Below are 23635 nucleotides of genomic sequence, written 5' to 3'. Positions count from 1 at the left end.
GGAAAGAAGGCGGAGTTCAAAATGGTCGCGAAAATTACCGTAGAGGAAGGCGAGTTCGCCGGCTGGCAGACCTATGACCTGCACGGGACCTTCGACCAGACTGTGGGTCCCTTCTACTTCAAGCCCGACCCCGACGGCCGGATGCGCTGCGCCTTCCGGGCCGAGGGCAAGCACATGAACGCCGGGCATCGGATGCACGGCGGCTGCCTGATGACCTTCGCCGACATCGCCCTGTTCCAGACCGCCTATCAGGAGATGGAAGGCAAAAGCGGCGTCACCGTACAGCTCGATTCCACCTTCATCGACGGCGCCCGTGTCGGCGAACTGGTCGAGGCGACAGGGGAAGTGGTCCGCGCCGGCGGTTCGCTGATCTTCGTGCGCGGCCAGATCACCACCGGCGACCGGACCCTGATGACCTTCTCGGGCGTGATCAAGAAATTCACGCCGCGGGTCTGACTGCGCGGCCGGTCAGGCCAGCAGGACGGAGACGCCGTACTCCAGCAGGATTCGGTCGCCGGTGACCAGGGTCATCTCCTCCACCATCGCTTGGGCGACGATGATCCGGTCGAACGGATCCTTGTGGATCGGCGGCAGGTTCTGAACCAGCAAAGCATGCTCAGCCTCCACAGGCAGCCAGGTCGAGATCGTCTGCAGATCAGCCAGCATCCCTGCTGTGAAGTTGAGCCGTCCCGTCGCAGCCTTGGCGGTGATTTCCAAAAGTGACGCGGTGCTCACAAACACCGCATTGTCTTCCGACCGGATTTGGTCACGCACCGTCTCCCGAACGCGTGCCGGCGCAGACAGAAGCCAGATGACGATGTTCGCGTCGAGCAGAAGCCGCATCAGCGCTTGAAGGGCTTGCCGTCTTCAGCGGCATGCGCCGGGGCGGTCTCCTCATCGCCGAACCATTTCCGCTCCATCTCGGCGTCGAACGGAGAGTCCTCCCAGTCGTCAGACAAGATCATTTGGCCTTCGTACTTGCCGAAGATCGCCCCGCGATCCACCGCCACCGGCTTCTCGACCGGCACGAGCCGCACGGTCGGCTTGCCTGCCTTGGCGATGATGACCTCTTCACCCGCGAGGGCGCGTTCGATCAGCTTCGACAGGGTGGTCTTGGCTTCGTGGATATTCGCGGTGACGGCCATTCGCCTAAGCTAACCTAGCTAAGGCGAAACTTCAACCACCGGATGCAGCCTTAGATCCCCGCCGCCGCCGCCGGACGGGCCCGGCAGGTCTCCAGCCAGCGCGCCAGATGGGTCAGCTCCGCCGGCGGCCGGTATTTGACCAGACGGGCGAAATCCAGCCCGATCACGGCGACGATGTCGGCGATGGTGAAGCGATCGAGGGCGATGAACTCATGCTCGGCCAGACGGTCGTCCAGGGTCTGCATGAACCGCTCGGCCCACAGGCGGTTGTAGGCGGCCACCTCGGCGACCTGGGCCCCTTCCAGCGCCGCCATCAGCGGATGGGTGTGGCGCACGTTCAGCATGATCGGATTGGCGAGGTAGAACTCGTTGCGGCGCGTCCACATCTCGACGATGGCCTGTTCGCGGGCGTCGACCCCGAACAGGTTGGGCTCGGGATAGAGGGCCTCAAGATAGCGGCAGATGGCCACCGATTCCGAAATGGTGGTCCCGTCGTCGAGCTCCAGGGCCGGGACGTGGGGCACGCCGACCCGCTCGCGGTATTCCGCCGTCTTGTGGTCGCCGGCCATGATGTCGACCTCGACCAGTTCGACGTCGGTGATGCCCTTCTCGGCCATGACCCAGCGGACCCGACGCGGATTAGGCGCGCGGTGGGAGGTGTAGAGCTTCATCGGCGTTTCCTGTCCCGGATGACCCGGTGTTGTGTCAGCCGAAGATAATCGCCGGCATGGCTCCGACAATGGCCGCCGTCATCAGGGTCGACAGGAAGCCGGCGAACAGGGCCTTCCAGATCAGGCCCAGAACCTCTTCCCGGCGCTCGGGCATCAGGACCGACAGGCCCGAAACGGTGATGCCGACCGAGCCGATGTTGGCGAAGCCGCACAGGGCGTAGGTCATGATCATCCGGGTGCGCTCGCTCATCTCGGCGGCGGGCACCTTGCCCAGGTCGATGAAGGCCACGAACTCGGTCAGGGTCAGTTTGACGCCCAACAGCCAGCCCGCGCGGCCCGTCTCGGACCACTCGACACCCGTCAGCCAGGCCACCGGCATGAAGATCCAGCCCAGCATCCGCTCCAGCGTCAGCGGGGCGTCCATGATCACGATGCCGCCGATCATGATGTTCACCAGGGCGACCAGGGCCACGAAGACGATCAGCACCGCCGAGATGTTCATCACCACCATCAGGCCGTCGGCCGTGCCCTTGGAGATGGCGTCGATGGCCGAGTCATATTTCAGCGCGGTGTTGTAGTCGGCGACCGCCCCGCCCTGCCCAGGCTTCTCAGGGATGATGATCCGGGCCAGCAGCACCCCGGCCGGCGCCGAGACGATGGAGGCGACCAGGACGTGGCCCGCGGCGTTGGTCAGGACCGGCGACAGGATGGCGGCATAGGCGACCATGGTCGATCCGGCGACGGTGGCCAGACCCACGACCATCATCAGGAAGATTTCCGACCGGGTCAGCTTGTCCAGATAGGCGCGGATGACGATCGGGCTCTCGATCATTCCCAGGAAGATGTTGGCCGCGACCGCCAGAGCCGAGGCGCCGCCCAGACCCATGGTCTTCTGGAAAAGGAAGCCGAAGCCGTGGGTGATCCACTTCAGGATCTTCCAGTGCCACAGCAGGGCCGACAGGGCCGAGATCACCAGGATCATCGGCAGGACGTTGAAGGCGAAGGTGAAGGGCGCCGTGACCTTGGGGTCGGCGTTGGTCAGGTAGTAGGGCGCGTCCTGCTTGCCGTCGACGAGGAAGCCGAACACGAATTTGGCGCCTTGGGCCGTAGCGACCGACAGGCCGTCGACGGCGCCGGTGATGGCCGCCAGCACGACCTGCGAGCCCGGGATGGCGAACAGGGCCAGCACCAGAAGCGCCTGAACCCCGATGGCGCCGAGGGTCAGCCGCCAGGGGAAGGCCTTGCGGTCCTCCGAAATGGCCCAGCAGGCGAAGACGATGACCACGAGCCCGAACAGGCTCTGAAGGTTCAGCAGGCTGAACATGAAACGACAATCCCTGACCTCTCCCCCTCGGAGAGCCATTTCCCGCTTGAACGCGAAGGCGCGCCGGGCCGCAAGTCCCTGAGGACCAGGATCACCTGACAAAGGTGCGAAATCTCAGGCCGCTCGGGTTTCGCTTTCGGGCACATAGGTCATAGGCGCGTTGCTTGAGGTCCAGAAGCGCCAGCGGGACATCCACATCTCGCCGTCGCGCAGATATTGCTCGCGGCGCCGTTCGTCTGGCTCGGCGACCGCGTGAGCGAAACACTCGCGTGCCTGATCGCGGCAATCTTCGGCTGACAACTCGACGTACATAACCCATACCTGTCTGACAGGTGCACAGTCGCAGCAAACTATTAAGGTTGTATCTACGGCAGACGCCTACTCCTGGGAGAGGCGCGGGGCGGCTATGCGGCCCGTGGCGTCACAACGGCGCGAAAGCCGAAACTTGGCCTGGGACGCCGGTCCGTCGTATAGATTCGTCCGTCCGGCTGGCGCGCGGCCGGATGGCGACTGGGGTATGAGATTCGACCATGAGTACTGATTCACGGGGCGGCCGGTCGGGCCCGGTCGCTGGAGCCGGAGTGGGCCGTCATCTGCTGATCGTCGACGACGACGACCGCATTCGCGAGCTGCTGAAGGAATATCTGGCGCGCGAGGGCTATCGCACAACCGGCGCGGCCCATGCCGCCGCCGCGCGTCGCCTGATGGAGCTGATCGAGTTCGACCTGGTCGTGCTGGACGTCATGATGCCGGGCGAGAGCGGGCTGGAGCTGACCAGCTGGGTCCGCAACAAGGCGCAGCTGTCGCGCACCCCGGTGTTGCTGCTGACCGCCCGCGGTGAAGCCTCGGACCGGATCGAAGGCCTGTCGCGCGGCGCCGACGACTATATGTCCAAGCCCTTCGACCCGAAGGAGCTGTCGCTGCGCGTCGACGCCATCCTGCGCCGGACGGGCGGCAAGCCCCTGACCCCGCGCGAGATCAAGCTGGGGCCGGCGTCCTTCGACATGGAGCGGCTTGAGCTGACCCGCGACGGCGCCCCGATGCGCCTGACCGAGGCCGAGGCCCAGCTGCTGAAGACCCTGGCCATCCACGCCCACTCGCCCGTCGAGCGCATGGACCTGTCGCCCGACACCGCCGACATCACCGGCCGCGCCGTCGACGTCCAGGTGACCCGCCTGCGCCGCAAGCTGGAAGCCGATCCGAAGAACCCGCGCTACCTCCAGACCGTGCGCGGCGTGGGATATATGCTGGCGCCGGACTGATGCGCTTCACCCCCCTCGCCGTCTGGGGGCGTTTTCTGAAGCGCCGGGTGCCGTCGTCCCTGTGGGGACGGTCGCTGCTCATCATCGTCGCGCCGATCCTGATCATGCAGGGGGCGGTGACCTGGGCCTTCTTCGACGCCCACTGGCAGAGGGTCACCGCCCGCCTGTCCGACGGCCTGGCCGGGGACATCGCCTGGGCGTCCGAGAGCTATCGCGACGACCCGACGCCGCAGAACCTGGCCGTGATCACCGAACGGGCCCAGAAGTCGATGCAGCTGTCCGTCGCCCTGATCGAGGACGAGACCCTGCCGACCGAGCAGAGGCGCGGGGCCATCGGCATCGTCGACCGCACCCTGGAGAAGGCGCTGGACGCCCGCGTTGATCAGCCCTTCTGGTTCGATACGACCCGCTATCCCGCCTATGTCGACATCCAGGTGCAGGAGCCGAACGGCGTCCTGCGCATCATCGCCCCGCGCGAGCGGGCTGTGGCGACCCAGGCCCACATCTTCGTCCTGTGGCTGATGCTGGCGACAGTGCTCCTGATGTCGGTCGCCATCCTGTTCATCCGCAACCAGGTCCGGGCCATCGAGCGGCTGGCCGAGGCGGCCGAGGCCTTCGGTCGCGGCGAGATCCAGCCCCGGTTCAAGCCGCACGGCGCACGCGAGGTGCGTCAGGCCGCGACCGCCTTCATGGCCATGCGCGACCGCATCCAGCGCCATATCGACCAGCGCACCGCCCTGCTGGCCTCGGTCAGCCACGACCTGCGCACGCCCCTGACCCGGCTGCGGCTGGAGCTGGCCCTCGCCCCGCCGTTCAAGCGGGCCGAGGACATGAAGGGCGACATCGACGAGATGGAGCATATGATCGACGAATACCTGGCCTTCGCGCGCGGCGAGGCCGGGGAAGCGGCCCAGACGGTCGATGTCGGCGCCATGCTGCGCGCCGCCGGCGACGACGCCCGCCGGGTCGGGGCCGTGGTCGAGGTCTCCGCCCCCAACGGCCTGACGGCGGCGCTTCGCCCCATCGCCTTCCGCCGCGCCATCAACAATCTGGCGGGAAATGCGGCCTCGCATGGCGAGCATGTGCGGCTGACGGCGCGGACGTTGCCTTCGGGCGGGCTGGAGATCGCGGTCGACGACGACGGTCCCGGCATCCCCGAGGACATGTACGACGAGGCCTTCACCCCCTTCTCGCGCCTCGACGAGAGCCGCAACCAGAACTCCAAGGGCGTCGGCCTGGGCCTGGCCATCGCCCGCGACGTAGCGCGCGGCCACGGCGGCGACATCACCCTGGCGCGCAGCGACATGGGCGGGCTTCAGGCGCTGATCCGGCTTCCTGGCTAGATCATTTTGTCACGCCCTCTGGCGCAGCGAGGCCGCGAGGATCATCTTCTCCTCCGGTTGGGCCAGTCTTCAGGCTTCATGGAGTTGATCATGCGCCGCTTCGCCTTCTTCGCCCCCCTCGCCGCCGCCGCCGCCGTGGCCTCTCTGGCTCACGCCGAGCCGACCGACCAGCCCGCGGAGGTCCAGGTCTCGGTGGAGATCGGCGGCGACCTGATCAAGGACGCGCCCAAGCTGGGTCAGCGCGACGTCGACTATCAGCGCGACGAATTGGCCCAGGCCGTCAGCCGCGCCCTGAACCATGCCGGGACCTACCCGGGGGCCCAGGTCAGACTGGTCCTGACCGACCTCAAGCCCAACCATCCGACCATGCAGCAGACCGTCGATCGCCCCGGCCTGTCGATGATGGACAGCGTCTCCATCGGCGGCGCCACGATCGAGGGTGAAATCATCACCGCGGACGGCCGGCGTCTTCCGGTCCAGTACTCCCGCTATTCGACCAGCATCGCCGACGTCCACGGCTTCAACACCTGGGAAGAAGCCGACCGGGCCTATGACGACTTCGCCCGCAACCTGGTGCGCGGCCGTCTGGTCGAGCGGTAGACCTAGGGGACCTTCGCCACACGGCCGCCGCCGCTCTCGAGCGAGTCCAGCAGGTCCATGACCGAGGCCAGGGTGTCGGCCTCGCGCGCGGGCTTGTCCCAGCGGATGCGGCTGATACGCGGAAAGCGCATGGCGACGCCGGACTTGTGGCGCGGCGACCGGTTCAGCCCCTCGAAGGCGATCTCCAGAACCAGGCCGAAGTCGCGCTCGGCCCGCACCGACCGCACCGGGCCGAAACGTTCGATGGTGTGGTCGCGCACGAATTTGTCGAGTCCCTTCAACTCCTCGTCGGTGAAACCGAAATAGGCCTTGCCGACCGGGGTCAGCACGCCTTCGTCGGTCCAGACCCCGAAGGTGAAGTCGGAATAGAAGCTCGACCGCTTTCCGTGCCCGCGCTGGGCGTACATCATCACCGCGTCGATGGTGTGGGGATCGCGCTTCCACTTGAACCACGGCCCCTTGGGACGCCCCGCGACATAGCCGCTGTCCCAGCGCTTGAGCATCAGCCCCTCGGCCGCCGCCCCGACCGGCGGGTCAGCCCGCAGCAGGCCCAGCCCCTCCCAGCTGTCGTAGTCGACCACCGGCGACAGATGCAGCCGGTGACCCTCATGCACGGCGATCAGGGCCTCCAGCCGGGCGCGGCGCTCCCTGAGTGGCAGACCGCGCAGGTCCTCGCCGTTCTCGGCCAGCAAATCATAGGCGACCACCGCCGCCGGATGGGCCGCCATCAGTTTCGCATCGACCGTCTTGCGGTTCAGCCTTTGCTGCAGGTCGCCGAAGGGGGCGACCTCGCCGTCCCGCCAGACCAGCAACTCTCCGTCGATCGCGCCCTCGAACGTCAGCCCGGCCATGACGTCGGGAAAGGCGCCGGAGATTTCGTCGCCGGTGCGGGAATAGAGTTTGGCCACCCCCTGTTCGCGCACCGCCTGCACCCGGATGCCGTCCCATTTCCATTCGGCGGCATAGTCGGCGGGGCTCAGCTTGGGGAAGTCCGCCGCCTCGTCGACGGCCACGGCCAGCATGACCGGGCGGAAGCGGCCGGGCGCATCGGGGCTGGGCCGCTCTCCCCGCCCCTCCAGCCAGGCGAACAAATCGGCATAGGGCGGCTCCACCGCGTGCCAGACCTCCTCGATGTCCGAGGCGTCGACAGGCTCCAGGACCGTGACCGTCTCGCCGCCCTCGGGCTCGGGCGGTTCGGTCACCGAGGCGGGCCGGATCATGGCCGCCGCCGTCTTGGCCAGCCGCGCCGACATGCCGACGCGCAGGGCGCCGGTGACCAGTTTCAGCAGGGCCCAGCGGCCCTTGGGCGCCAGGGCGTCCAGCCAGCCCTCGATCAGCCCCTGGACCTCGCCGCGCTTCGCCGCCTTCAGGGCCTCGATCACCTCCGACAGCTCGGGCTCGCGGTTCGGCCGCCGGTCAGGGTCGCCGGGCCAGATCAGGGCGACCGTCTCGGCCAGGTCGCCGACATAGTCGTAGGACCAGCCGAACAGCACGCTGTCGACGCGCGCCTCCACCGCCCTTCGGATCATCGCCGGCTTGGCCGCGTCGAAGCTCAGATCGCCGGTCAGGGCCGCCAGGGCCCAGCCCCGGTCCGGATCAGGCGTCGCCTTCAGATAGTCGCGCAGCAGCACCAGCTTCGCATTGCGCGAAGACGTCAGCGACAAACGATCCAGAAGCTCGGCGAAGGCGCGCAAGAGGCGGGTGATCCGGACAAGGTCGCCAGTCGCGACCCGAGGCCAACGAGTCTGGCCGGTAATCGTTTCGGATCAAGGTGCTTCCCCCTTCTCCAGGCTCATCCCGGCGAATGCCGGGATCCAGATACAGACACCGTAAGGGCCGCAAGAACGCCAACTGCACACAACTTCACACACCGCATGTGCATCTGGATACCGGCATTCTCCGGGATGAGCGGTGGGAGGGTGAAGACCAAGGCCCAGCTGCGCATTCGCCGGTCGCCGAAATCCTTCCTGATCAATCCCCTGCGCGTTTCTCAACCCCGCCGACCTGGCGCCCGCCCACGCGGGTGTATCCTGGCCCATTCCGGTCTTTGACATGGCTGTTCGCGGACGAACCGAAATGCACGCGCGTGCATGCGAGTGCAAAGGACGCCCGAAAATCGTACCCGGAGGAGTTCTGATAATTCAGGTTTCTACAGACGGAATCTAAGGTCCCGCTTCCGAATTGCACTTTTTGCACTCGTGTTTCTGGAGTGCAAACGCCGCCTGCGGAAAGACGAGGTCGGCGGCCCGGGCGCACGGCTTGGAGGGAGAGCGATCCGGGCCGCCTGCGATCACCCGGGATCAGTCGGGTGATCGGTCTGGAGACCCGGCGACCGTCCCGTCGCCGAGTCGAAATAGGGCTGGCAGACGCGGCGCATCTCGCGCGTGGCCAGGGCGGCGTCTTCGAGATTGTCGCGCTGGGCGACGCGGACGGCAAAGTCCTGGGCCTCGGAACAGGCCATCAGGGCGTCGGCGTGGGATACAGGCGCGGCCTGCGGAGCGCGCCCCTGACGCAGGACGGCCAGGCGCGCCTCGATCGCCGCGTCTTCAGGCCCGCCCTGCAGTCGCGCCATCAGGCCTTGGGGCCAGCCGGATTTGAACAGGATCAGGACCAGCGCCGCGATGACGATGACCACGACGGAGAAGATGACGCCCGGCGGAATCTCCGGGACCTTGAAAGCCCTGCGACGCATCCCTGTCCTGACACAGTCTTGCGGAAACTGATGAGTGGTCTCGCTGCGCGAACCTCAGCCCGAGGCGGCGCGGCGATGAGGGGGCTTCTATCCGACCAAAGTGATAGGCGTTGTAAAATGGTGTAAAACTTCAGGCAGTTGATCCGCCCCCTTCAGCGAGAAGCGAGCCTGACGGCCGTCAGCCCGGCCCTCCCCTCGCGGGCAGGACCGGGCGACGCGGGCCTCATCAGTTGAACAGGCCGGCGATGACGGCGGTGATCAGGCCGGTGGCGACGGCGGTCAGGACCACGTCATTGCCGCTGCGGACATACTGGTAGCCGCGCGGCGGGGCGCGCAGACCGTAGTGGCCGTAGTCGGTCACGACATAGGTCCGCGTCCGGTACTGGGCGGGCATCCGCTGGCCGTAGCTCCAGGCCCGGGCCTGAGAACCACGCGGGGCGACATAGCGGGGCGCCGAGTAGCGACGCGGTGCCTGTTGCCAGCGACCGTAGGCCTGGGGCGCCGGGGCCGGACGAACCGCCGGCGGCTGCGGGTGAGCCGGCTGGGCGTGCGCCGGAGCGCGGTGCTGGGCCGGGGCCGGGGCGGCCGAGGCGACCCCGAAGCTGGCGCTCGCGATGACGGCGGCGAGCGCGGCGGTGATGACGGTCTTGTTCATGGCGATCTCCTTTGTTCCAGAGCCATGAACAGACCTTGGGACCCGCCACCTGAGCCGTTCCTGAGGCCGCCGTTTTTCTCGGTTCAGCGGAGGACCGAACATCCGCCCCTCTGTTTCCGGACGGACAAGTGCGGACATAGAGCGACACACGCCAACCGCCCCCTACCCGTCATCCTCGGGCTCGTCCCGAGGACCCAGGGGTCAGCAAGCGGGACGCTGGATCGAGGTCACCGCCCTCACCATCTTCCGTGTGGCGGAACGATGGGTCCTCGGGACAAGCCCGAGGATGACGGACGGGAAGGCATACGAAAACGCCCCGGAGGCTTCCCTCCGGGGCGCTTCTTCAGGCTTCAGGGGCGACAGGCCCTGGTTCCGGGCCTCAAGTCGCGCTCAGCGCGGCAGGCCCTAGTTGAACAGACCCGCGATCACGGCGGTGATCAGACCCCCGGCGACGGCGGCGAGGACCACGTCATTGCCGTTGCGGACATAGTGGTAGCCGCGCGGCGGAGCCCGCAGGCCGTAACGGTTGTAGTCGTTCACGACATAGGCGTTGTACGAGCTCGGCAGGCGCTGGCCGTAGCCATAGACCTGATAGCGGGTGCCACGCGGTTGCTGCCAGCGACCGGCGTTATAGCGGCGTTCGGCCCGTTGATAGCGGTCATAGGCGCGCTGGTCCTGACGGTACTCGCGACGGTCGTCACGACGGTCGTCACGGACGTCCCGCCGGTCATCGCGACGGTCGTCGCGGTGATCCTGGCGCTGTTCCTGACGGTGGTCATTGCGCTGATCGGGGCGGCCATACGACTGGGCGCTGGCGGCCGAGGCCAGGCCCAGCGAACCGGCGGCGATGGCGGCGGCGACGGCGGTGGTGATAAACTTCTTCATGGTGACGAGATCCTTGGACAGCCGAACCTTCGACCTGCCCTCAGACTAGTCACCGGCCCTTGAGCCGGGTCTGAACACCTCTGGTAAGGTTAGGTTCAGGCGGCCGCCGCGGTTTCGCCCTGTTCACTGCCGGCGCGCACGGCGGACCGACCGCCGCCGACCCTGTTCATCAGAACGGCCAGGGCGGCGAAGTCGATGGGTTTGTTCAGATAGGCGTCGGCGCCGGCGTCCAGACCCGCGGCGTGATCCTCGCTGCGGGCCGAGGCCGACAGGACGGCGATCGGGGTCTCGGCATTGGCGCCGCCCTCGCGGATCAGGCGGGTGGCGCTGAGGCCGTCCATCACGGGCATGTTGACGTCCATGATGATCAGGTCGAACGCCTGGTCGGCGGCCATGTCCACGGCGATCTGGCCGTTCTCCGCCGAGGCGGTGGTATGGCCGGCCGAGCCCAGCCAGGCCTCCAGGATCATGCGGTTCACCGGGTGGTCCTCGACCACCAGCACATTCAGGGCCTGGCCCTCGTCGATCTCGGCGGCGATGGCCACGGCAGCTTCGACCGCGCTCCATTCGACGACCTCGGCCTGGACCGAGAAGGTGAAGGTCGAACCCTCGCCCACGGTCGATTCCACAGTGATGTCGCCGCCCATGATATTGGCCATGCGCCGCGCGATGGTCAGACCCAGCCCCGTGCCGCCGAAGCGGCGCGTGGAGGAGGCGTCCACCTGGGTGAAGGGCTGGAACAGCCGCGCCAGGTCCTCGGGGCTGATGCCCGAGCCGGAATCGCGGATGGCGAAGTCGAAGGCCACGCGCCGGTCCGACAGGCGGGTCGAGCGGATGGTGTAGGTGATCGCGCCCCGTTCGGTGAACTTCACGGCGTTGGACAGCAGGTTCTGGATCACCTGACAGACGCGCAGCGGGTCGCCGCGCACGATCGACGGGGCCTCGCCCTCGAACTCGGACACGAACTCGATGCCCTTGGCCTCGGCCTGGGCCATGAAGGGCCCGGTGACGCGGCGGTGCAGGTCTTCCAGCGAGACGTCGACCGTCTCGAAGGTCATCTTGCCCGCCTCGATCTTGGTCATGTCGAGGATGTCGTTGAGCAGGCTCAGGAGGTTGTCGCCCGAGTTACGGATGATCGACAGATAGTCGCGCTGGGTGGTCTCGAGGCGGGTGGCGCTGAGCAGCTGGGCGGCGCCTAGGACACCGTTCATCGGGGTGCGCAGTTCGTGCGAGATGACGCCCAGGAAGCTGGACTTGGCGTTGTTGGCGGCGTCGGCCTTGTCGCGGGCGCCCTCGAGCTCCTCGATCAGATGGGCCTGATGCTCCTGGAAGGCGCGGATCCGCTCTTCGCGCAGCATGTTCATGGTCACCAGGACGAACATGCCCGCGGCCGTGAACGGCAGGACGCTGAGGAAGGGCCAGAACAGCGGGCCGCCCCACAGGCTGGCCAGGATCACCAGGCCGGCGACGCCATAGGGCGAGGAGATGACGATGGCCTGACGCGGCGCGCCGCGCAGCTGGGCGAACACCAGGACATAGCCGGAAATCAGCAGGGCGACGGCCAGGGCCTGGCCGAAGGGCTCGCCCGAGAACCAGGCGAGAAGGGGCGCCGAGGCCCAGGCGCCCGTGGTCACGGTGGCGACCGCCGGAAAGACGAAGCCCCAGCCCGCCCCGACCTTGTCGGCCATGCGCTTTTCAAAGGCGCCGCGGATGGCGCCGGCGGCCAGGGTGACCGCGAACCAAGCCAGCGCCGTGCGCCAGCCGACGGTCCCCAGCAGGCCCACGGCCCAGCTGGCGATGATGAGGTAACGCAGATACTGGGTCTGCAGGATCGCGGTCAGGGCCTGGGCCGCGTCACCCGCGCCCCCGCCAAGCCCTTTGCCGATACCCTCGGATCCGACCATTGATATTCCCGGAAAACTGAACCGCCCGGGCAGCACGCTACGTAAAAGTGTCTAAGACGAAGTGAACGCTTTGTTTTCGGTTTCGGAAGGCGTCAGGGCCCGGATCGAAAGCGCGTGCACGGGCCCGGCCAACTCTTCGGCTAGCAGGGCGTTGATGGTCCTCTGACGCGCCACACGCCCCTGCCCCTCGAAAGATTCGGAGACCACCGTCAGGTTGAAGTGGCTCTCGCCGCCGGGTTTGGCGTCCATGCCGCCCTCATGATGGTGACCGGCGTGCCGCCAGCTGTCGTCTTCGAGCTCCAGATGGGTCGGCGACAGGGCTGAAACCAATTTTTCCCGGATAATCGTCGCGATAGGGCCGTCCGGCATCGATGTGTCCTTGATGAGGTCCAAATCCACCCTACACTTGGGACAATGGCTGCGTCATTCGAATACAAACCCCGTTTCAAGGACATGCGGATCAAGCCGTCGAAGCCCGGAGAGGCTGAGGCGGAACAGGATGTGCTGCGCCTCAAGCCCGGCGAGAAGCCGTGCGACCACCCCGACTGCTCCAAGGCGGCGACCGCGCGCGCCCCGAAATCGCGCGAGCGGCTGAACGACTTCTATAATTTCTGCCAGCCTCACGCGGCCGAGTACAACAAGGCCTGGAATTTCTACGCCGGGATGAACGAGGCCCAGATCCGGGCGGCCAAGGAAAACGAGGCCATGACCGGCGGGCGGCCGACCTGGGACATGAAGGCCTCCAAGAACTCCCGCGAGGCCGCGACCTTCGCCGCCAAGATGGGTACGGCCAACACGACGGGCGAAGGCTCGTGGCGCGACAGCTACGGCCTGTTCGGCCGGCGCGGCGAACATGCGCCCGCCCCGGCCGAGCCGGTCCACCGCGTCGGCAAGATCGAGGGCGGCGCCCTGCGCGACCTCGACCTCGAGCCCGGCGCGACCAAGGAAGAGATCAAGGCCGCCTATCACGCCCTGCTCAAGCGCTGCCACCCCGACCACAATGGCGGCGACCGCGGCGCCGAGGCCAAGCTGGTCCGCGTCATCAAGGCCTACAAGACGCTGAAAAAGGCGGGCCTCGCCGCCTGAGGACGGGGCGGCTTAAGCCTCGGCCCAGGTCGCGTTCAGGAGCCTGAGCGCGATCTGGTCCATGACCTGCTGGGACATGTCGGTGTTGTTGAGCACCACCACCGTCCTGTGGTCGTCGAACAGATGGCCCAGCACCGAGCGGTAGCCGTCGGTGCGCCCGGTCTCCCAGCCGCCGCGCCTCACCTGGCCGTCGATATTCACCACCGCGACCCGCCCGCCGAGGGAATAGTGCTGATCGGGCACGGTGATCCGCGCCATCTCCTCGCGTGAGGATGCGGACAGCAGGTCGCCGTCGAACACCCCGTGGGCGGCGCGCAGCAGATCGGCGGCGGTGCTGTAGAAGCCGCCCGCCGCGGCGATGAAGGTCGGGCGCGGCCACATCTTGAGCACCGGCGGCGACAGGGTCTTGTAGGCCTTGGCCACATCGCCCGCCTCCAGGAAGGCCGCGTCGCACAATCCGGTGTCCGGCAGGCCCAGGGGCGTGATCACCAGCCGGTCCATGAGGGCCGGATAGGCCTCGCCGGTCGCCGCCTCCATGATCGCCATGACCAGGATCCAGTTGGTGGGGACATAGTCGAACCGGGCGCCGGGCGCGAAGATCGGGTCGCCCGAGCAGAACCGTTTGACCGCCTCGGCGGCAGGCATGGTCGAGGTGTTGAGCGTCGGATCGGCCCCGACGGCGGCGTTGAGCAGGTTCGGAATGCCGCTGGTGTTGTTGAGCAGGTGGCGCAGGGTGACCGTGCCGCCGGTGTCCGTGCGATAGTCCGGCAGCCAGGTGTTGATCGGCGCATCCAGCGCCAGCCTGCCCTGATCGACCAGCTGCAGGATCGCGGTCACCGTCAGCCATTTGGAGATGGAAGCGATGGCGTAGCGGTCGCCGACCGAGGCCGGCCGCCCGGTGGCGACGTCGGCGACGCCGTAAGCCTTGCGGAACTCCGGCCGCCCGGCCCGGCCCAGCAGGATCACCCCGTTGAAGCCGAACTCCTGAGCGATGGCGTCGACGCGAGTGTCTTCGGTAGGATCGGGACGCAACACCGAACGGGCGAAGGCCGGGGCGGTGATCAGGGCCGAGGCGCCGACGGCGGTCAGCAGGGCATGGCGGCGTGTGAACTGGGTCATGACAGGTCTCGGGGGAGGACACCGGGGGAGACCCCGACCATCGCCGCCGACGTCGCGCCGACCCAGTGAATTCGCGGTAAGGCGGCCACTTCCCGCCTCAGGCCGCCTCAGGCCGCCACCTTGCCCCGGAACTCGCGCACCAGATCGCGCAGCCTGCCCAGATCACTCACGGCCATGTCCGACTTGGCCAGCAGGGCCTCGGCGAGACAGGTCGAACGGGCGATGACGTCCCTGCCTGTTTCGGCCAGCCGCACCTGAACCTCGCGCTCGTCCTTGAGGCTGCGCGTGCGCGTGACCAGGCCCGCCGCCTCCAGCCGCTTGACCAGGGGGGTGATGGTCGAGGGCTCCAGCGCCAGCCGTGACGCCAGGCCGCCGACGGTCAGGAAGCCGTCCTCATTCGCGCCGACATCTTTCAGGGCGTTGAGCACCAGATACTGGGGATAGGTGATGCCCAACTCGTCCAGCATGGGCTTGTAGAGCCGCGTCACCGCCATGGAGGCGGAATACAAGGCGAAGCACAGATGGTCGTCGAGCGACATCGAAGCAGGCGAAAGGGTTTGGGACGTCTCCATACCCAATCATTTATCACAATAACGGTTAGCGTCACAAACTTTCGCTGGACTCGGCGAGAGCGCAGGCCTAGAAGATGTTTATCGCGATAAACAACTCGCCGCCGCGACGGCCACGACAGGAGATCCCCCGATGAACGTTCTGTACAAGGCGCACGCCACCTCCACCGGCGGCGGCCGCGACGAAGGCCGCTCGGCCACCGACGACGGCAAGATCGACGTCCTGCTGTCCCTGCCCGCCGAAATGGGCGGCAAGGGCGGCGCCGGCACCAATCCGGAACAGCTGTTCGCGGCCGGCTACGCCGCCTGCTACATGGGCGCCCTGCGTCTGGTCTCGGGCAAGGCGGGCACGCCGGTCGGTCCGGACACGAAGATCCACACCACGGTCGGCATCGGCCCGAACACCCGCGGCGAGGGCTTCAACCTGGACATCGCCATCAAGGTCACCGACCACGGCCTCGACAAGTCGACCATCGACGGCCTGATCGCCGCCGCCCACCAGGTCTGCCCCTACTCCAACGCCACCCGCGGCAATGTGGACGTGGACCTGACCGCGGAATAACCTCCGGCGCATGAGCGCGCCCGGCCCGCAGGTCCTGATCGTCGGCGCCGGTCCCACGGGACTGGCGGCGGCGCTGTTCCTGACGCGGGCTGGCGTCGCCGTGCGCATCGTCGATGCGGCACCCGCGCCGACGACGACCTCCAAGGCCCTGGCCGTCAATCCGCGCACGCTGGAACTGCTGCAGCCGACGGGGGTCGCCGACCGCATCCGCACGGAGGGCCAGAGGATCAGCACGATCCGCGTCGCCCACGAGGGCCGGGTCAGCGCCACGATCCGTCCCGACTGGGATCGGGTCGCCCCGGGCCGGCCCATGACCATCCTGCCCCAGGCCGAGACGGAACGGCTGCTGGCCGAGGCGCTGGCCGACCTCGGCGTGCGTCCTGAACGCGGCGCGGGCCTGACCGGCCTTACCCAGACGGACGACGCCGTCATCGCCGTCCTGTCGACCGGCGAAACGGTCACCGCCGCCTTGCTGCTCGGCGCCGACGGAGCCCATTCGGCTGTGCGCCACGCCCTGGACCTCGGCTTCCCCGGCGACGCCTCGGACCTGCCCTGGCATCTGATGGATGTCGATATAGCGGGCGCGGCCCCGGACGAGGCGCGCATCGACTTCCAGCGCGCGGGACCGCTGATCGCCCTGCCCTTCTCCGGCGGGACCTTCCGACTGATCGGCTTCGGCGAGCCCCTGCTGCCGCGCCTGCCCGCGAGCTGGACGGCGGAAAGGTCCGCTGGCAATCCGAGTTCAAGGTCTCGCATCGGATGGCTCCGACCATGGCCGTCGGCCGGGTCGCCCTCGCCGGGGACGCCGCCCATATCCACTCGCCCATCGGCGGACGCGGCATGAACCTGGGCATCGAGGACGGCTATGTCTTCGCCGCCTGCGCGGTGGACGCCTTACAGGGCGACCTTTCTCGCATCGCCGACTACGCCCGGCTGCGTCACGCCGTCGATGCGGCCTGGGTGAAGACGTCCCGCGGGCTGACCGGCTTCGTCACCGACCAGTCTGCGAAAGCCCGTTTCCTGAAACGCATCGCTCCCCCGATCGCCGCATCCCTGCCCGGATTGATCAATCAGGCGCTCAAGCGCGGTCTGGGTCTCGACCACCCGACGGCCGTGCGCTAATCGCACACTCATGGCCTCCCTCCTCGACGCGACTCCCGATCCCCTCCTGACGTTCGAACCGCACCGCAAGGTGACCGTGCGCGAAGCCTTCGGCGTCGATTCCGACATGGTCGTGCCGATGTTCGACACGGTCGACAGCCATGTGCCCGAGGTCGATCCGGCCTATCGCTTCGACCCGCAGACGACGCTCGCGATCTGCGCCGGCTTCGCCTACGACCGCCGCGTCATGGTCCAGGGCTATCACGGCACCGGCAAGTCGACCCATATCGAACAGGTCGCCGCCCGGCTGAACTGGCCGCTGGTCCGGGTGAACCTCGACAGCCACGTCTCGCGCATCGATCTGGTCGGCAAGGACGCCATCGTCCTTAAGGACGGCAAACAGATCACCGAATTCCGCGAAGGCATGCTGCCCTGGGCCCTGCAGCGCCCCATCGCCCTGGTCTTCGACGAATATGACGCCGGCCGTCCCGACGTGATGTTCGTGATCCAGCGCGTGCTGGAGGCGCAAGGCCGCCTGACCCTGCTGGACCAGAACCGCGTCATCCGCCCGAACCGCTGGTTCCGCCTGTTCTCGACCACCAACACCATCGGCCTGGGCGACACCTCGGGCCTGTATCACGGCACCCAGCAGATCAATCAGGGCCAGATGGACCGCTGGAACATTGTCACCACCTTGAACTACCTCGAGCACGACGTCGAAGCGGGCATCGTCGCCGCCAAGGTGCCCGAGTGGTCCGACGCCGAGGGCCTGCGCCGCATCGCGGCCATGGTCCGCGTCGCCGACATGACCCGCAACGCCTTCATGAACGGCGACATCTCCACCGTCATGTCGCCCCGCACCGTCATCACCTGGGCCCAGAACGCCATCATCTTCGGCAACGACGTCGGCCTCGCCTTCCGCCTGACCTTCCTGAACAAGTGCGACGAGCTGGAACGGCCGACCATCGCCGAGTTCTATCAAAGGGCCTTCGGGGAAGATCTCCCCGAGGCGGCGACGCGGGTGAAGGTGGGCTGAGATGCCCGCTGCGCTCCTCGCACTGATCGCCCTGGGCCTTCAGGCGGAGGCTTCGCGACCTGTGCGTCCCGGCGACGATCAGCTGATCGCCGCCGTCCAGACCGAACGGCCTGCCGGGCGGATCCTGTCGCAGGATTTCAAGGAAAGCCCGCGCGGCGGCGCCCGGATCGGCTGCGGCCTTATCGAGATCGAGGGGCATATCGAGCCCTATTCGGTCATGGCGTTCTGGGAGACCCCTTCCGGAACCACGGTCTATCTGACCTCCCCGGACGGCGCACGCCTGCCCGGTCAAGGCGACCGCACGCCCGAGCCCGCGCATTGGGACATCACCGTCAGCGCGCCGGGGCGAGCCGATAATGACGGCGACGGCGACATCGATCGGATGGACCGCAATCGTGACGTCATGAGCCGACTGCACACGAGGACGTTGTGCCGCGACCTCCATCCTCCGGCCGGTGTCGTCTGGTCGATGGAAATCGAGCCCAACCCCGATCCGGCCAAGGCGGCCGAAGCCGAGGCGCGCGCGGCCATGGTGACGAACCTGATTTTCGGGCCCGCCTCGACGCCGGGCGAACCGCACTAGCCCTCCAGGCCGCCCTTGGCGTGACATGCTCGAGGACGATCTCATCGGACCTGCCATCCACCGCTCATCCCGGCGAATGCCGGGATCCAGACTCACATGCGACGGCAGAAGTTTCGCGCTGTTCGTGACCTCCAGCGGAGATAGCGTCTGGATCTGGATCCCGGCATTCGCCGGGATGAGCGGTAATAGATGTAGACATTCCCGAGCCACACATCGTTCTTCGAAATTCCCCCGCCTCACCCCCTAGGAAACCGGTGTCATCGGTGCTTGTATCCGCGCCGTTGAAGGGCCGCCAAGAGCTCTCCCCGGGAAATGGAAACACCGTCATGCAGATGAATCGCCGCGCCCTCCTGTCCGCCGCCGCCGCCACCGCGGTCGCCTCGGCCACCCCCGCCCTCGCCCGCACCGTCCAGACCGCACCGCCCGCCGACCGGGCCGCCGTGCTCGCGGCGATGAAGAAGGCCACGGCCTTCATGACCGACAAGGTCGCCGTGGGCGGCGGATATGTCTGGCAGGTCTTGCCCGACTTCTCGCGTCGCTGGGGCGAGCTGGAGGCCAAGCCGACGATGATTTGGGTCCAGCCTCCGGGCACCGCGACCGTCGGTCACCTCTATCTCGACGCCTATCACGCCACCGGCGACGAGCAGTTCTACAATGCCGCCAAGGCCGCCGCCGACGCCCTGGTCGCGGGCCAGCATCCGCGCGGCGGCTGGAACTATGTCATCGACACCGCCGGCGAGGAGAGCCTCAAGGACTGGTATGCGAAGATCGGCGGCAACGCCTGGCGGCTGGAGGAATTCCAGCGCTACTACGGCAACGCCACCTTCGACGACGCCGGCACGGCCGAGGCCTCGCAGCTGCTGCTGCGCGTCTATCTGGAGAAGCGCGAGCGGAAGTATCGCGCCCCGCTCGACAAGGCGATCCAGTTCGTCCTCGACGCCCAGTATCCGAACGGCGGCTGGCCGCAGCGCTTCCCCTTCGTCGAGAACGGCGGCCTGCATGGTCACGCCGACTACACGCCCTACATCACCTTCAATGACGATGTGGCGGGCGAGAACCTGGAGTTCCTGCTCTATGCCCATCAGGCGCTCGGCTCGAACGACGCCCGTCTGGTCGACGCCATCGAGCGCGGCATGGACATCTATGTGAAGACCCAGCAGCCCATGCCGCAGCCGGCCTGGGGTCTGCAGCATTTCCCCGACACCCTGAAGCCCGCCCCGGCCCGCACCATCGAACCCCAGGCCTTCGCCACCCACACGACGGCGGCCAACATCCGTTCGATGATCGGCTTCTACAAGCTGACGGGCGACCGCAAATTCCTGGAGCGCCTGCCCGAGGCCCTGGACTGGCTGGATCAGGTCAAGACGCCCCAGAACCTGATTGCGCCCGGCCGGACCCATCCGACCTTCATCCTCGAAGGCTCGAACACCCCGGTCTATATCCACCGCAAGGGGTCCAACATCGCCAACGGCCACTATTACGCCGACGCCAACCCCAATAATCTGATCGTCCACTACGGCTCGTTCCGCAGCATCGACACCGCCGCCATCCGCCGCGAGTACGAGGCCGCCTTCGCCATGGATCCGGCCGCCCTGATCGCCGCCTCCCCGCTCAAGGCCAAGGCCGGGACGCTGAAGCTGCCGAAATACTTCACCCTGCGCGACGTCAGCGTCTGGGACATGTCGACCGACGCCCGCCGCGAACGCGCCCCGGCGCCCGAGGCGATCGCCGCCGTCCTGTCGAAGCTGGATGACAACGGCGCCTGGATCACCCCCCTGACCACCACCTCCAACCCGTACAACGGCCCCTCGCCCGAAGCCGTGACCGGCGGAGAGTATCAGACCACCCGCGTCGGCGACCTGTGGGACGTCTCGCCCTACAACACCGACTTCCCGGTCGACGGCATCTCGACCGCCGTCTTCATCAGAAACATGGGCGACCTGATCGAGGCGCTTGAGGCCTAGAGCATGATCGCCTTGGAGGAGCCGCCGCGCGGCTCCGGCACAAGCGTGAATCATGCTCTCACTTCCCATCCGGAGCCCGTGGGGCTCCGGTGGCCCTTGACGGCGCGTCCTGTTCCCGCCCCATGGGCTGACTGAGGGGATCGGACATGGACGCGTCGGGCAGGCTGGAGATCGCGGCGGGGTTCGCCACCGCCCTGGGGCCGCGCGCGGACAACCAGGACTTCGGCGCCGTCCATCTGGGCACGCCGTCGGAACAGGCGCTGCACGGCATCGTCGCCGTGGTCGCCGACGGGGTCTCGGGCTCGAAAGGCGGCCGTATCGCCGCCGAACTGGCGACCCGCAGCTTCATCGACGGCTATCTGTCGAAAAGTCCGCTGGGCGGGATCGCGGCCGCCGGCGTCGCCTCCCTGCTCGGCTTCAACCGCTGGCTCCATTCCAAGGGCCGCACCGATCCCGAGATGAAGGGCGCCGCGACCACCTTCACCGCCCTGGTCCTGCGCGGCCGCGAGGCGACCGTCCTCCACGTCGGCGATAGCCGGGCCTGGCATTTCCGCGACGGCGTCCTGACCCAGCTGACCGAGGACCACGTCCTGGCCCAGCCCGGGCTGAGCCACGTCCTGTACCGCGCCGTCGGCATCGAGGCCGATGTCCGGCTGGACGTCCGGCCGGTGCCGCTCAAGCCCTACGACCGGCTCCTGCTGACCTCAGACGGGGTCCACGGCGTGGTCGACCCGGAGACCCTGACCCGGCTTCTCGGTCGCATGGCCTCGCCCGACGCCGACGCCCAGTGCGTCGTCGATCAGGCCACCGCCAACGGCGCGACCGACAACGCCACGGCCATCGTCATCGACGTTATCCGCCTCGGCCCGCTCGACTCGGAGGCGATCGGGGTCGAGGCCGAGGGTCTGCCCATCCTCCCTCCCCCCGACGCTGGCGACAACGTCGACGGCTTCCAGATGGAGCGGCTGTTGTCGGACGGCAAATACACCCGCGTCTTCCTGGCGAAGGACGGCGCAGACCCGACGCCGATCGTGCTGAAATTCCCCAAGCCGGCCCTGCTCAGCGAGCACGGCGCCCGGCTCTCCTTCCTGCGCGAAAGCTTCATCGGCCGCCGCATCGACAGCCCCTATGTCGGCAAGACCCTGACGCTGGATCCCGGCCGCCAGAGCCGGCTCTACATCGCCCAGCCCTTCTATGAGGGCCGCACCCTGCACGCCCGTCTGGCCGCCGACGGGCCCCTCGACATCCAGCCGGGCGTGCGCGAGGCCATCCGCCTGTCACGCGGCGTCGCGGCCCTGCACCGTCAGGGCATCGCCCACCGCGACATCAAGCCGGACAATGTCATCCTCGAGAAGAATGGCGGGTTGAAGCTGATCGACCTCGGCGTCGCCCGGCTGCCCAAGGTCGAGGACTTCACCGAGGGCGAGGCGCCGGGCACGGCCGGATACATGGCGCCCGAGCTGTTCGACAGTAGTCCCGGCGACGCCCTGACCGACCAGTACGCCCTGGGCGTCACCCTCTACCGCCTGTTCGCCAAGGACTATCCGCGCGGCCAGGTCGAGCTGCCGCAGCGGCCGAAGTTCGAAAAGCCCATCCCGCCGACCCAGCTGCGTCCCGACATGCCCGCCTGGCTGGAGGCCGCCATCCTGCGCGCCATCGCCGTCGATCCCGCCGACCGGTTCGCCGACGTGGAGGAGCTGATCCATGTGCTGGAAAGCGGCAGCGCCGTCGCCGTCACCCCGCCCCAGCCGCCGTCCCTGATCGAGCGCGACCCGGTGCGCTTCTGGCAGGGCGTCTGCATCCTGCTGGTCATCGCCCTGATGGTCTCGCTGGCGACCCGCTAGGAGGCGACCCGGTGGCTACTCTGACGGCGCCGGCGGCTCCCCTGCCCCGGCCTCGTCCCGATTGATCCGGCGATGGACGCGGACGATGGATGAGGCGATCTCGGTGCGCGCCGCACCTGGATTGCGGTTGATCCGCAGGGAGTCGTAGAGCCCTTCCAGATAGGCAATGTCCCACTGGGTCAGCCCTTCAACCTGGTCCGGCTCGCGGAACAGGTTGAGCACCGTCGCATAGCCCGAGGTGTCGGCGTCCGGGTTGACCTGGGCCAGGGAGACCATGGCCAGATAGTCGGCCAGCTGGGTCAGGCTGACCCCGGCGACCCGGTCCATGTCGACGATGACGAAAGCGCGCTTGCTGTCGTCGACGATGGTCGTGGTCAGCAGCCCGCCCGCACCGCGCAGGTTCAGCTGCGGCGCATTCTCCCCGGGCAGGCGCACGGCGATCGTGCCGGTGTCCTCCTCGACCGGGACGCTGACGTTCCACCAACGCACGGGCCGGTCGGTCGTCTGGAACCGGCGCAGGGCGTTGTGGCCCTGATCCATGCCGGAGCCGCCGACGATGAACAGCCGGGGCCGCATGGCCACGAACTCGCTCGTGAAGGCGTTGGCGTCGACCGTGGCGATGATGATGACGCTGGGCCGGCAGCCCGGCTGCCCGGCGCGCAGCCCCAGATCCCGCGCCACGGTGGAGACGCGGTCGACGATATACTGGGCGGTCTCCGGCTGGAGATTGACCACCCCGACACAGACCCCGTTGCGCCAGCGAGCGAGACCGCGGCCGCGCGCGGGCGAACCGACCTCGCGCACGAAGGTCTCGGTCGCCTCCTGCAGCCTCTGCCCCTCGACGACGATGTCGCCCAGGTCGGTCGGCGCGCCGGTGTCAGGGACCTGTGTCTGGACCTGCGGCGCTGCGCGCGACGCGGCGGGCAGGTCTTCAGCGAGCGGAGCGGTCGCCAGAACGGCGGCCAGAGACGTAGCCAGAGCGAGTGCGAGCATCCCGAACCCTTCCAATCAGACCTGGACGATAACACCGGTCGATTTCATCAGCCAGCGGTCGATCCCGCGACCAGAGAACGCAGCGGACCTTGAGCCCTAAAGCTTCGGACGGGGCGGCGGCGGCAGGGGCGCCGGCGGCGAGGACGGCCCCGCGACCCAGGGCTGGCTTGGCGGGCTATAGCGGCCCGAATGGTGGCGGCGCCCATAGTCAGCGCACCCGGCCAGGGTTGCGGCGGCGACCACGACCGTGATCGACAACTTGGCGAGGGCGGCGAGGCGGCGCTGGGTCATAGGGTT

At 67.8% G+C, this 23635-nt stretch carries 27 protein-coding genes; 12 read left to right on the top strand and 15 right to left on the bottom strand.

Annotated elements, in window-relative coordinates:
* Positions 1 to 21 precede the first annotated feature (21 nt).
* Positions 22 to 456 carry a PaaI family thioesterase gene (locus IFJ75_RS02815; RefSeq protein WP_207871070.1) on the top strand — a complete coding sequence of 145 codons (435 nt, stop codon included), beginning with the start codon at positions 22 to 24 and terminating at the stop codon, positions 454 to 456.
* A 12-nt stretch (positions 457 to 468) separates the two neighbouring features.
* On the opposite strand, the gene IFJ75_RS02810 is transcribed toward IFJ75_RS02815, so the two are convergent.
* The 5 genes from IFJ75_RS02810 to IFJ75_RS02790 form a co-directional block, all read right to left on the bottom strand.
* A complete protein-coding gene (locus IFJ75_RS02810; RefSeq protein WP_207871068.1) occupies positions 469 to 843 on the bottom strand; it encodes a type II toxin-antitoxin system VapC family toxin in 375 nt (124 codons plus the stop codon).
* Complete coding sequence (locus tag IFJ75_RS02805; protein ID WP_207871066.1) at positions 843 to 1145, bottom strand: type II toxin-antitoxin system Phd/YefM family antitoxin; 303 nt, start codon at positions 1143 to 1145, stop codon at positions 843 to 845. Before IFJ75_RS02805 ends, IFJ75_RS02810 begins: the two co-directional genes overlap by 1 nt.
* Before the next feature lie 50 nt (positions 1146 to 1195).
* Positions 1196 to 1816, bottom strand: coding sequence for a glutathione S-transferase family protein (locus IFJ75_RS02800; protein ID WP_207871064.1), 621 nt, complete (start codon positions 1814 to 1816; stop codon positions 1196 to 1198).
* A 34-nt stretch (positions 1817 to 1850) separates the two neighbouring features.
* Complete coding sequence (locus IFJ75_RS02795; protein ID WP_207871062.1) at positions 1851 to 3140, bottom strand: NupC/NupG family nucleoside CNT transporter; 1290 nt, start codon at positions 3138 to 3140, stop codon at positions 1851 to 1853.
* Between the two features lie 114 nt (positions 3141 to 3254).
* On the bottom strand, positions 3255 to 3452 hold the full coding sequence (locus IFJ75_RS02790; RefSeq protein ID WP_207871060.1) for a hypothetical protein: 198 nt from the start codon (positions 3450 to 3452) through the stop codon (positions 3255 to 3257).
* A 218-nt stretch (positions 3453 to 3670) separates the two neighbouring features.
* On the opposite strand from IFJ75_RS02790, the gene IFJ75_RS02785 reads away from it, so the two are divergent.
* From IFJ75_RS02785 to IFJ75_RS02775, 3 genes are all read left to right on the top strand, one after another.
* Positions 3671 to 4402: a response regulator gene (locus IFJ75_RS02785; protein WP_207871058.1), complete on the top strand. Its 732-nt coding sequence runs from the start codon at positions 3671 to 3673 to the stop codon at positions 4400 to 4402.
* Complete coding sequence (locus IFJ75_RS02780; RefSeq protein WP_207871056.1) at positions 4402 to 5745, top strand: ATP-binding protein; 1344 nt, start codon at positions 4402 to 4404, stop codon at positions 5743 to 5745. The genes IFJ75_RS02785 and IFJ75_RS02780 overlap by 1 nt, the downstream gene beginning before the upstream one ends.
* 90 nt (positions 5746 to 5835) lie before the next feature.
* Complete coding sequence (locus IFJ75_RS02775) at positions 5836 to 6345, top strand: hypothetical protein (RefSeq protein ID WP_207871054.1); 510 nt, start codon at positions 5836 to 5838, stop codon at positions 6343 to 6345.
* A gap of 2 nt (positions 6346 to 6347) precedes the next feature.
* Here IFJ75_RS02775 and IFJ75_RS02770 read toward each other — a convergent pair whose 3' ends face one another.
* From IFJ75_RS02770 to IFJ75_RS02745, 6 genes are all read right to left on the bottom strand, one after another.
* Positions 6348 to 8039, bottom strand: a complete 1692-nt coding sequence (locus IFJ75_RS02770) for a cisplatin damage response ATP-dependent DNA ligase (RefSeq protein WP_207871052.1) — start codon at positions 8037 to 8039, stop codon at positions 6348 to 6350.
* Between the two features lie 596 nt (positions 8040 to 8635).
* On the bottom strand, positions 8636 to 9037 hold the full coding sequence (locus IFJ75_RS02765; protein ID WP_207871051.1) for a hypothetical protein: 402 nt from the start codon (positions 9035 to 9037) through the stop codon (positions 8636 to 8638).
* A gap of 226 nt (positions 9038 to 9263) precedes the next feature.
* A complete protein-coding gene (locus IFJ75_RS02760; RefSeq protein WP_207871049.1) occupies positions 9264 to 9692 on the bottom strand; it encodes an RcnB family protein in 429 nt (142 codons plus the stop codon).
* 405 nt (positions 9693 to 10097) lie between these two features.
* Positions 10098 to 10577 carry an RcnB family protein gene (locus IFJ75_RS02755; RefSeq protein ID WP_207871047.1) on the bottom strand — a complete coding sequence of 160 codons (480 nt, stop codon included), beginning with the start codon at positions 10575 to 10577 and terminating at the stop codon, positions 10098 to 10100.
* A gap of 95 nt (positions 10578 to 10672) precedes the next feature.
* Complete coding sequence (locus tag IFJ75_RS02750) at positions 10673 to 12481, bottom strand: ATP-binding protein (protein ID WP_207871045.1); 1809 nt, start codon at positions 12479 to 12481, stop codon at positions 10673 to 10675.
* A 51-nt stretch (positions 12482 to 12532) separates the two neighbouring features.
* Positions 12533 to 12850 (bottom strand): BolA family protein, encoded by a 318-nt coding sequence (locus tag IFJ75_RS02745; protein WP_207932438.1) that lies wholly within the window; start codon positions 12848 to 12850, stop codon positions 12533 to 12535.
* A gap of 45 nt (positions 12851 to 12895) precedes the next feature.
* Here IFJ75_RS02745 and IFJ75_RS02740 point away from each other — a divergent pair, with 45 nt between their 5' ends.
* On the top strand, positions 12896 to 13567 hold the full coding sequence (locus IFJ75_RS02740) for a J domain-containing protein (RefSeq protein WP_207871043.1): 672 nt from the start codon (positions 12896 to 12898) through the stop codon (positions 13565 to 13567).
* 12 nt (positions 13568 to 13579) lie between these two features.
* On the opposite strand, the gene IFJ75_RS02735 is transcribed toward IFJ75_RS02740, so the two are convergent.
* Both IFJ75_RS02735 and IFJ75_RS02730 read right to left on the bottom strand, forming a co-directional pair.
* On the bottom strand, positions 13580 to 14686 hold the full coding sequence (locus IFJ75_RS02735) for a serine hydrolase domain-containing protein (protein ID WP_207871041.1): 1107 nt from the start codon (positions 14684 to 14686) through the stop codon (positions 13580 to 13582).
* Positions 14687 to 14793: 107 nt separating this feature from the next.
* Positions 14794 to 15258 carry a MarR family winged helix-turn-helix transcriptional regulator gene (locus IFJ75_RS02730; RefSeq protein ID WP_225896953.1) on the bottom strand — a complete coding sequence of 155 codons (465 nt, stop codon included), beginning with the start codon at positions 15256 to 15258 and terminating at the stop codon, positions 14794 to 14796.
* Between the two features lie 130 nt (positions 15259 to 15388).
* Between IFJ75_RS02730 and IFJ75_RS02725 the strand changes: the two genes are divergently transcribed.
* The 7 genes from IFJ75_RS02725 (at position 15389) to IFJ75_RS02695 (ending at position 22345) form a co-directional block, all read left to right on the top strand.
* Positions 15389 to 15817, top strand: a complete 429-nt coding sequence (locus tag IFJ75_RS02725; RefSeq protein WP_207871039.1) for an organic hydroperoxide resistance protein — start codon at positions 15389 to 15391, stop codon at positions 15815 to 15817.
* A 10-nt stretch (positions 15818 to 15827) separates the two neighbouring features.
* Positions 15828 to 16661: an FAD-dependent monooxygenase gene (locus IFJ75_RS20160; RefSeq protein WP_207871037.1), complete on the top strand. Its 834-nt coding sequence runs from the start codon at positions 15828 to 15830 to the stop codon at positions 16659 to 16661.
* Complete coding sequence (locus IFJ75_RS20155) at positions 16577 to 16939, top strand: FAD-dependent oxidoreductase (protein WP_404822071.1); 363 nt, start codon at positions 16577 to 16579, stop codon at positions 16937 to 16939. Before IFJ75_RS20160 ends, IFJ75_RS20155 begins: the two co-directional genes overlap by 85 nt.
* A 10-nt stretch (positions 16940 to 16949) precedes the next feature.
* On the top strand, positions 16950 to 17954 hold the full coding sequence (cobS, locus tag IFJ75_RS02710) for a cobaltochelatase subunit CobS (protein ID WP_207871035.1): 1005 nt from the start codon (positions 16950 to 16952) through the stop codon (positions 17952 to 17954).
* Between the two features lies 1 nt (position 17955).
* A complete protein-coding gene (locus IFJ75_RS02705) occupies positions 17956 to 18537 on the top strand; it encodes a hypothetical protein (RefSeq protein ID WP_207871034.1) in 582 nt (193 codons plus the stop codon).
* 326 nt (positions 18538 to 18863) lie between these two features.
* On the top strand, positions 18864 to 20501 hold the full coding sequence (locus IFJ75_RS02700; RefSeq protein WP_207871033.1) for a pectate lyase: 1638 nt from the start codon (positions 18864 to 18866) through the stop codon (positions 20499 to 20501).
* 146 nt (positions 20502 to 20647) lie between these two features.
* On the top strand, positions 20648 to 22345 hold the full coding sequence (locus IFJ75_RS02695) for a bifunctional protein-serine/threonine kinase/phosphatase (protein WP_207871032.1): 1698 nt from the start codon (positions 20648 to 20650) through the stop codon (positions 22343 to 22345).
* A gap of 15 nt (positions 22346 to 22360) precedes the next feature.
* Here IFJ75_RS02695 and IFJ75_RS02690 read toward each other — a convergent pair whose 3' ends face one another.
* Together IFJ75_RS02690 and IFJ75_RS02685 are read right to left on the bottom strand one after the other, a co-directional pair.
* Positions 22361 to 23338, bottom strand: coding sequence for a hypothetical protein (locus IFJ75_RS02690; RefSeq protein ID WP_207871031.1), 978 nt, complete (start codon positions 23336 to 23338; stop codon positions 22361 to 22363).
* Positions 23339 to 23434: 96 nt separating this feature from the next.
* The gene (locus IFJ75_RS02685; protein ID WP_207871030.1) at positions 23435 to 23629 is read right to left on the bottom strand and encodes a hypothetical protein; all 195 of its coding nucleotides are present in this window, start codon (positions 23627 to 23629) and stop codon (positions 23435 to 23437) included.
* Positions 23630 to 23635: the final 6 nt, after the last annotated feature.

It is taken from the genome of Brevundimonas goettingensis (genome assembly GCF_017487405.1).
Classification (GTDB): Bacteria; Pseudomonadota; Alphaproteobacteria; order Caulobacterales; family Caulobacteraceae; genus Brevundimonas; species Brevundimonas goettingensis.
The sequence above is the reverse complement of the archived record's forward strand: the minus strand, read 5'-3'. Positions and strand labels throughout refer to the sequence as shown.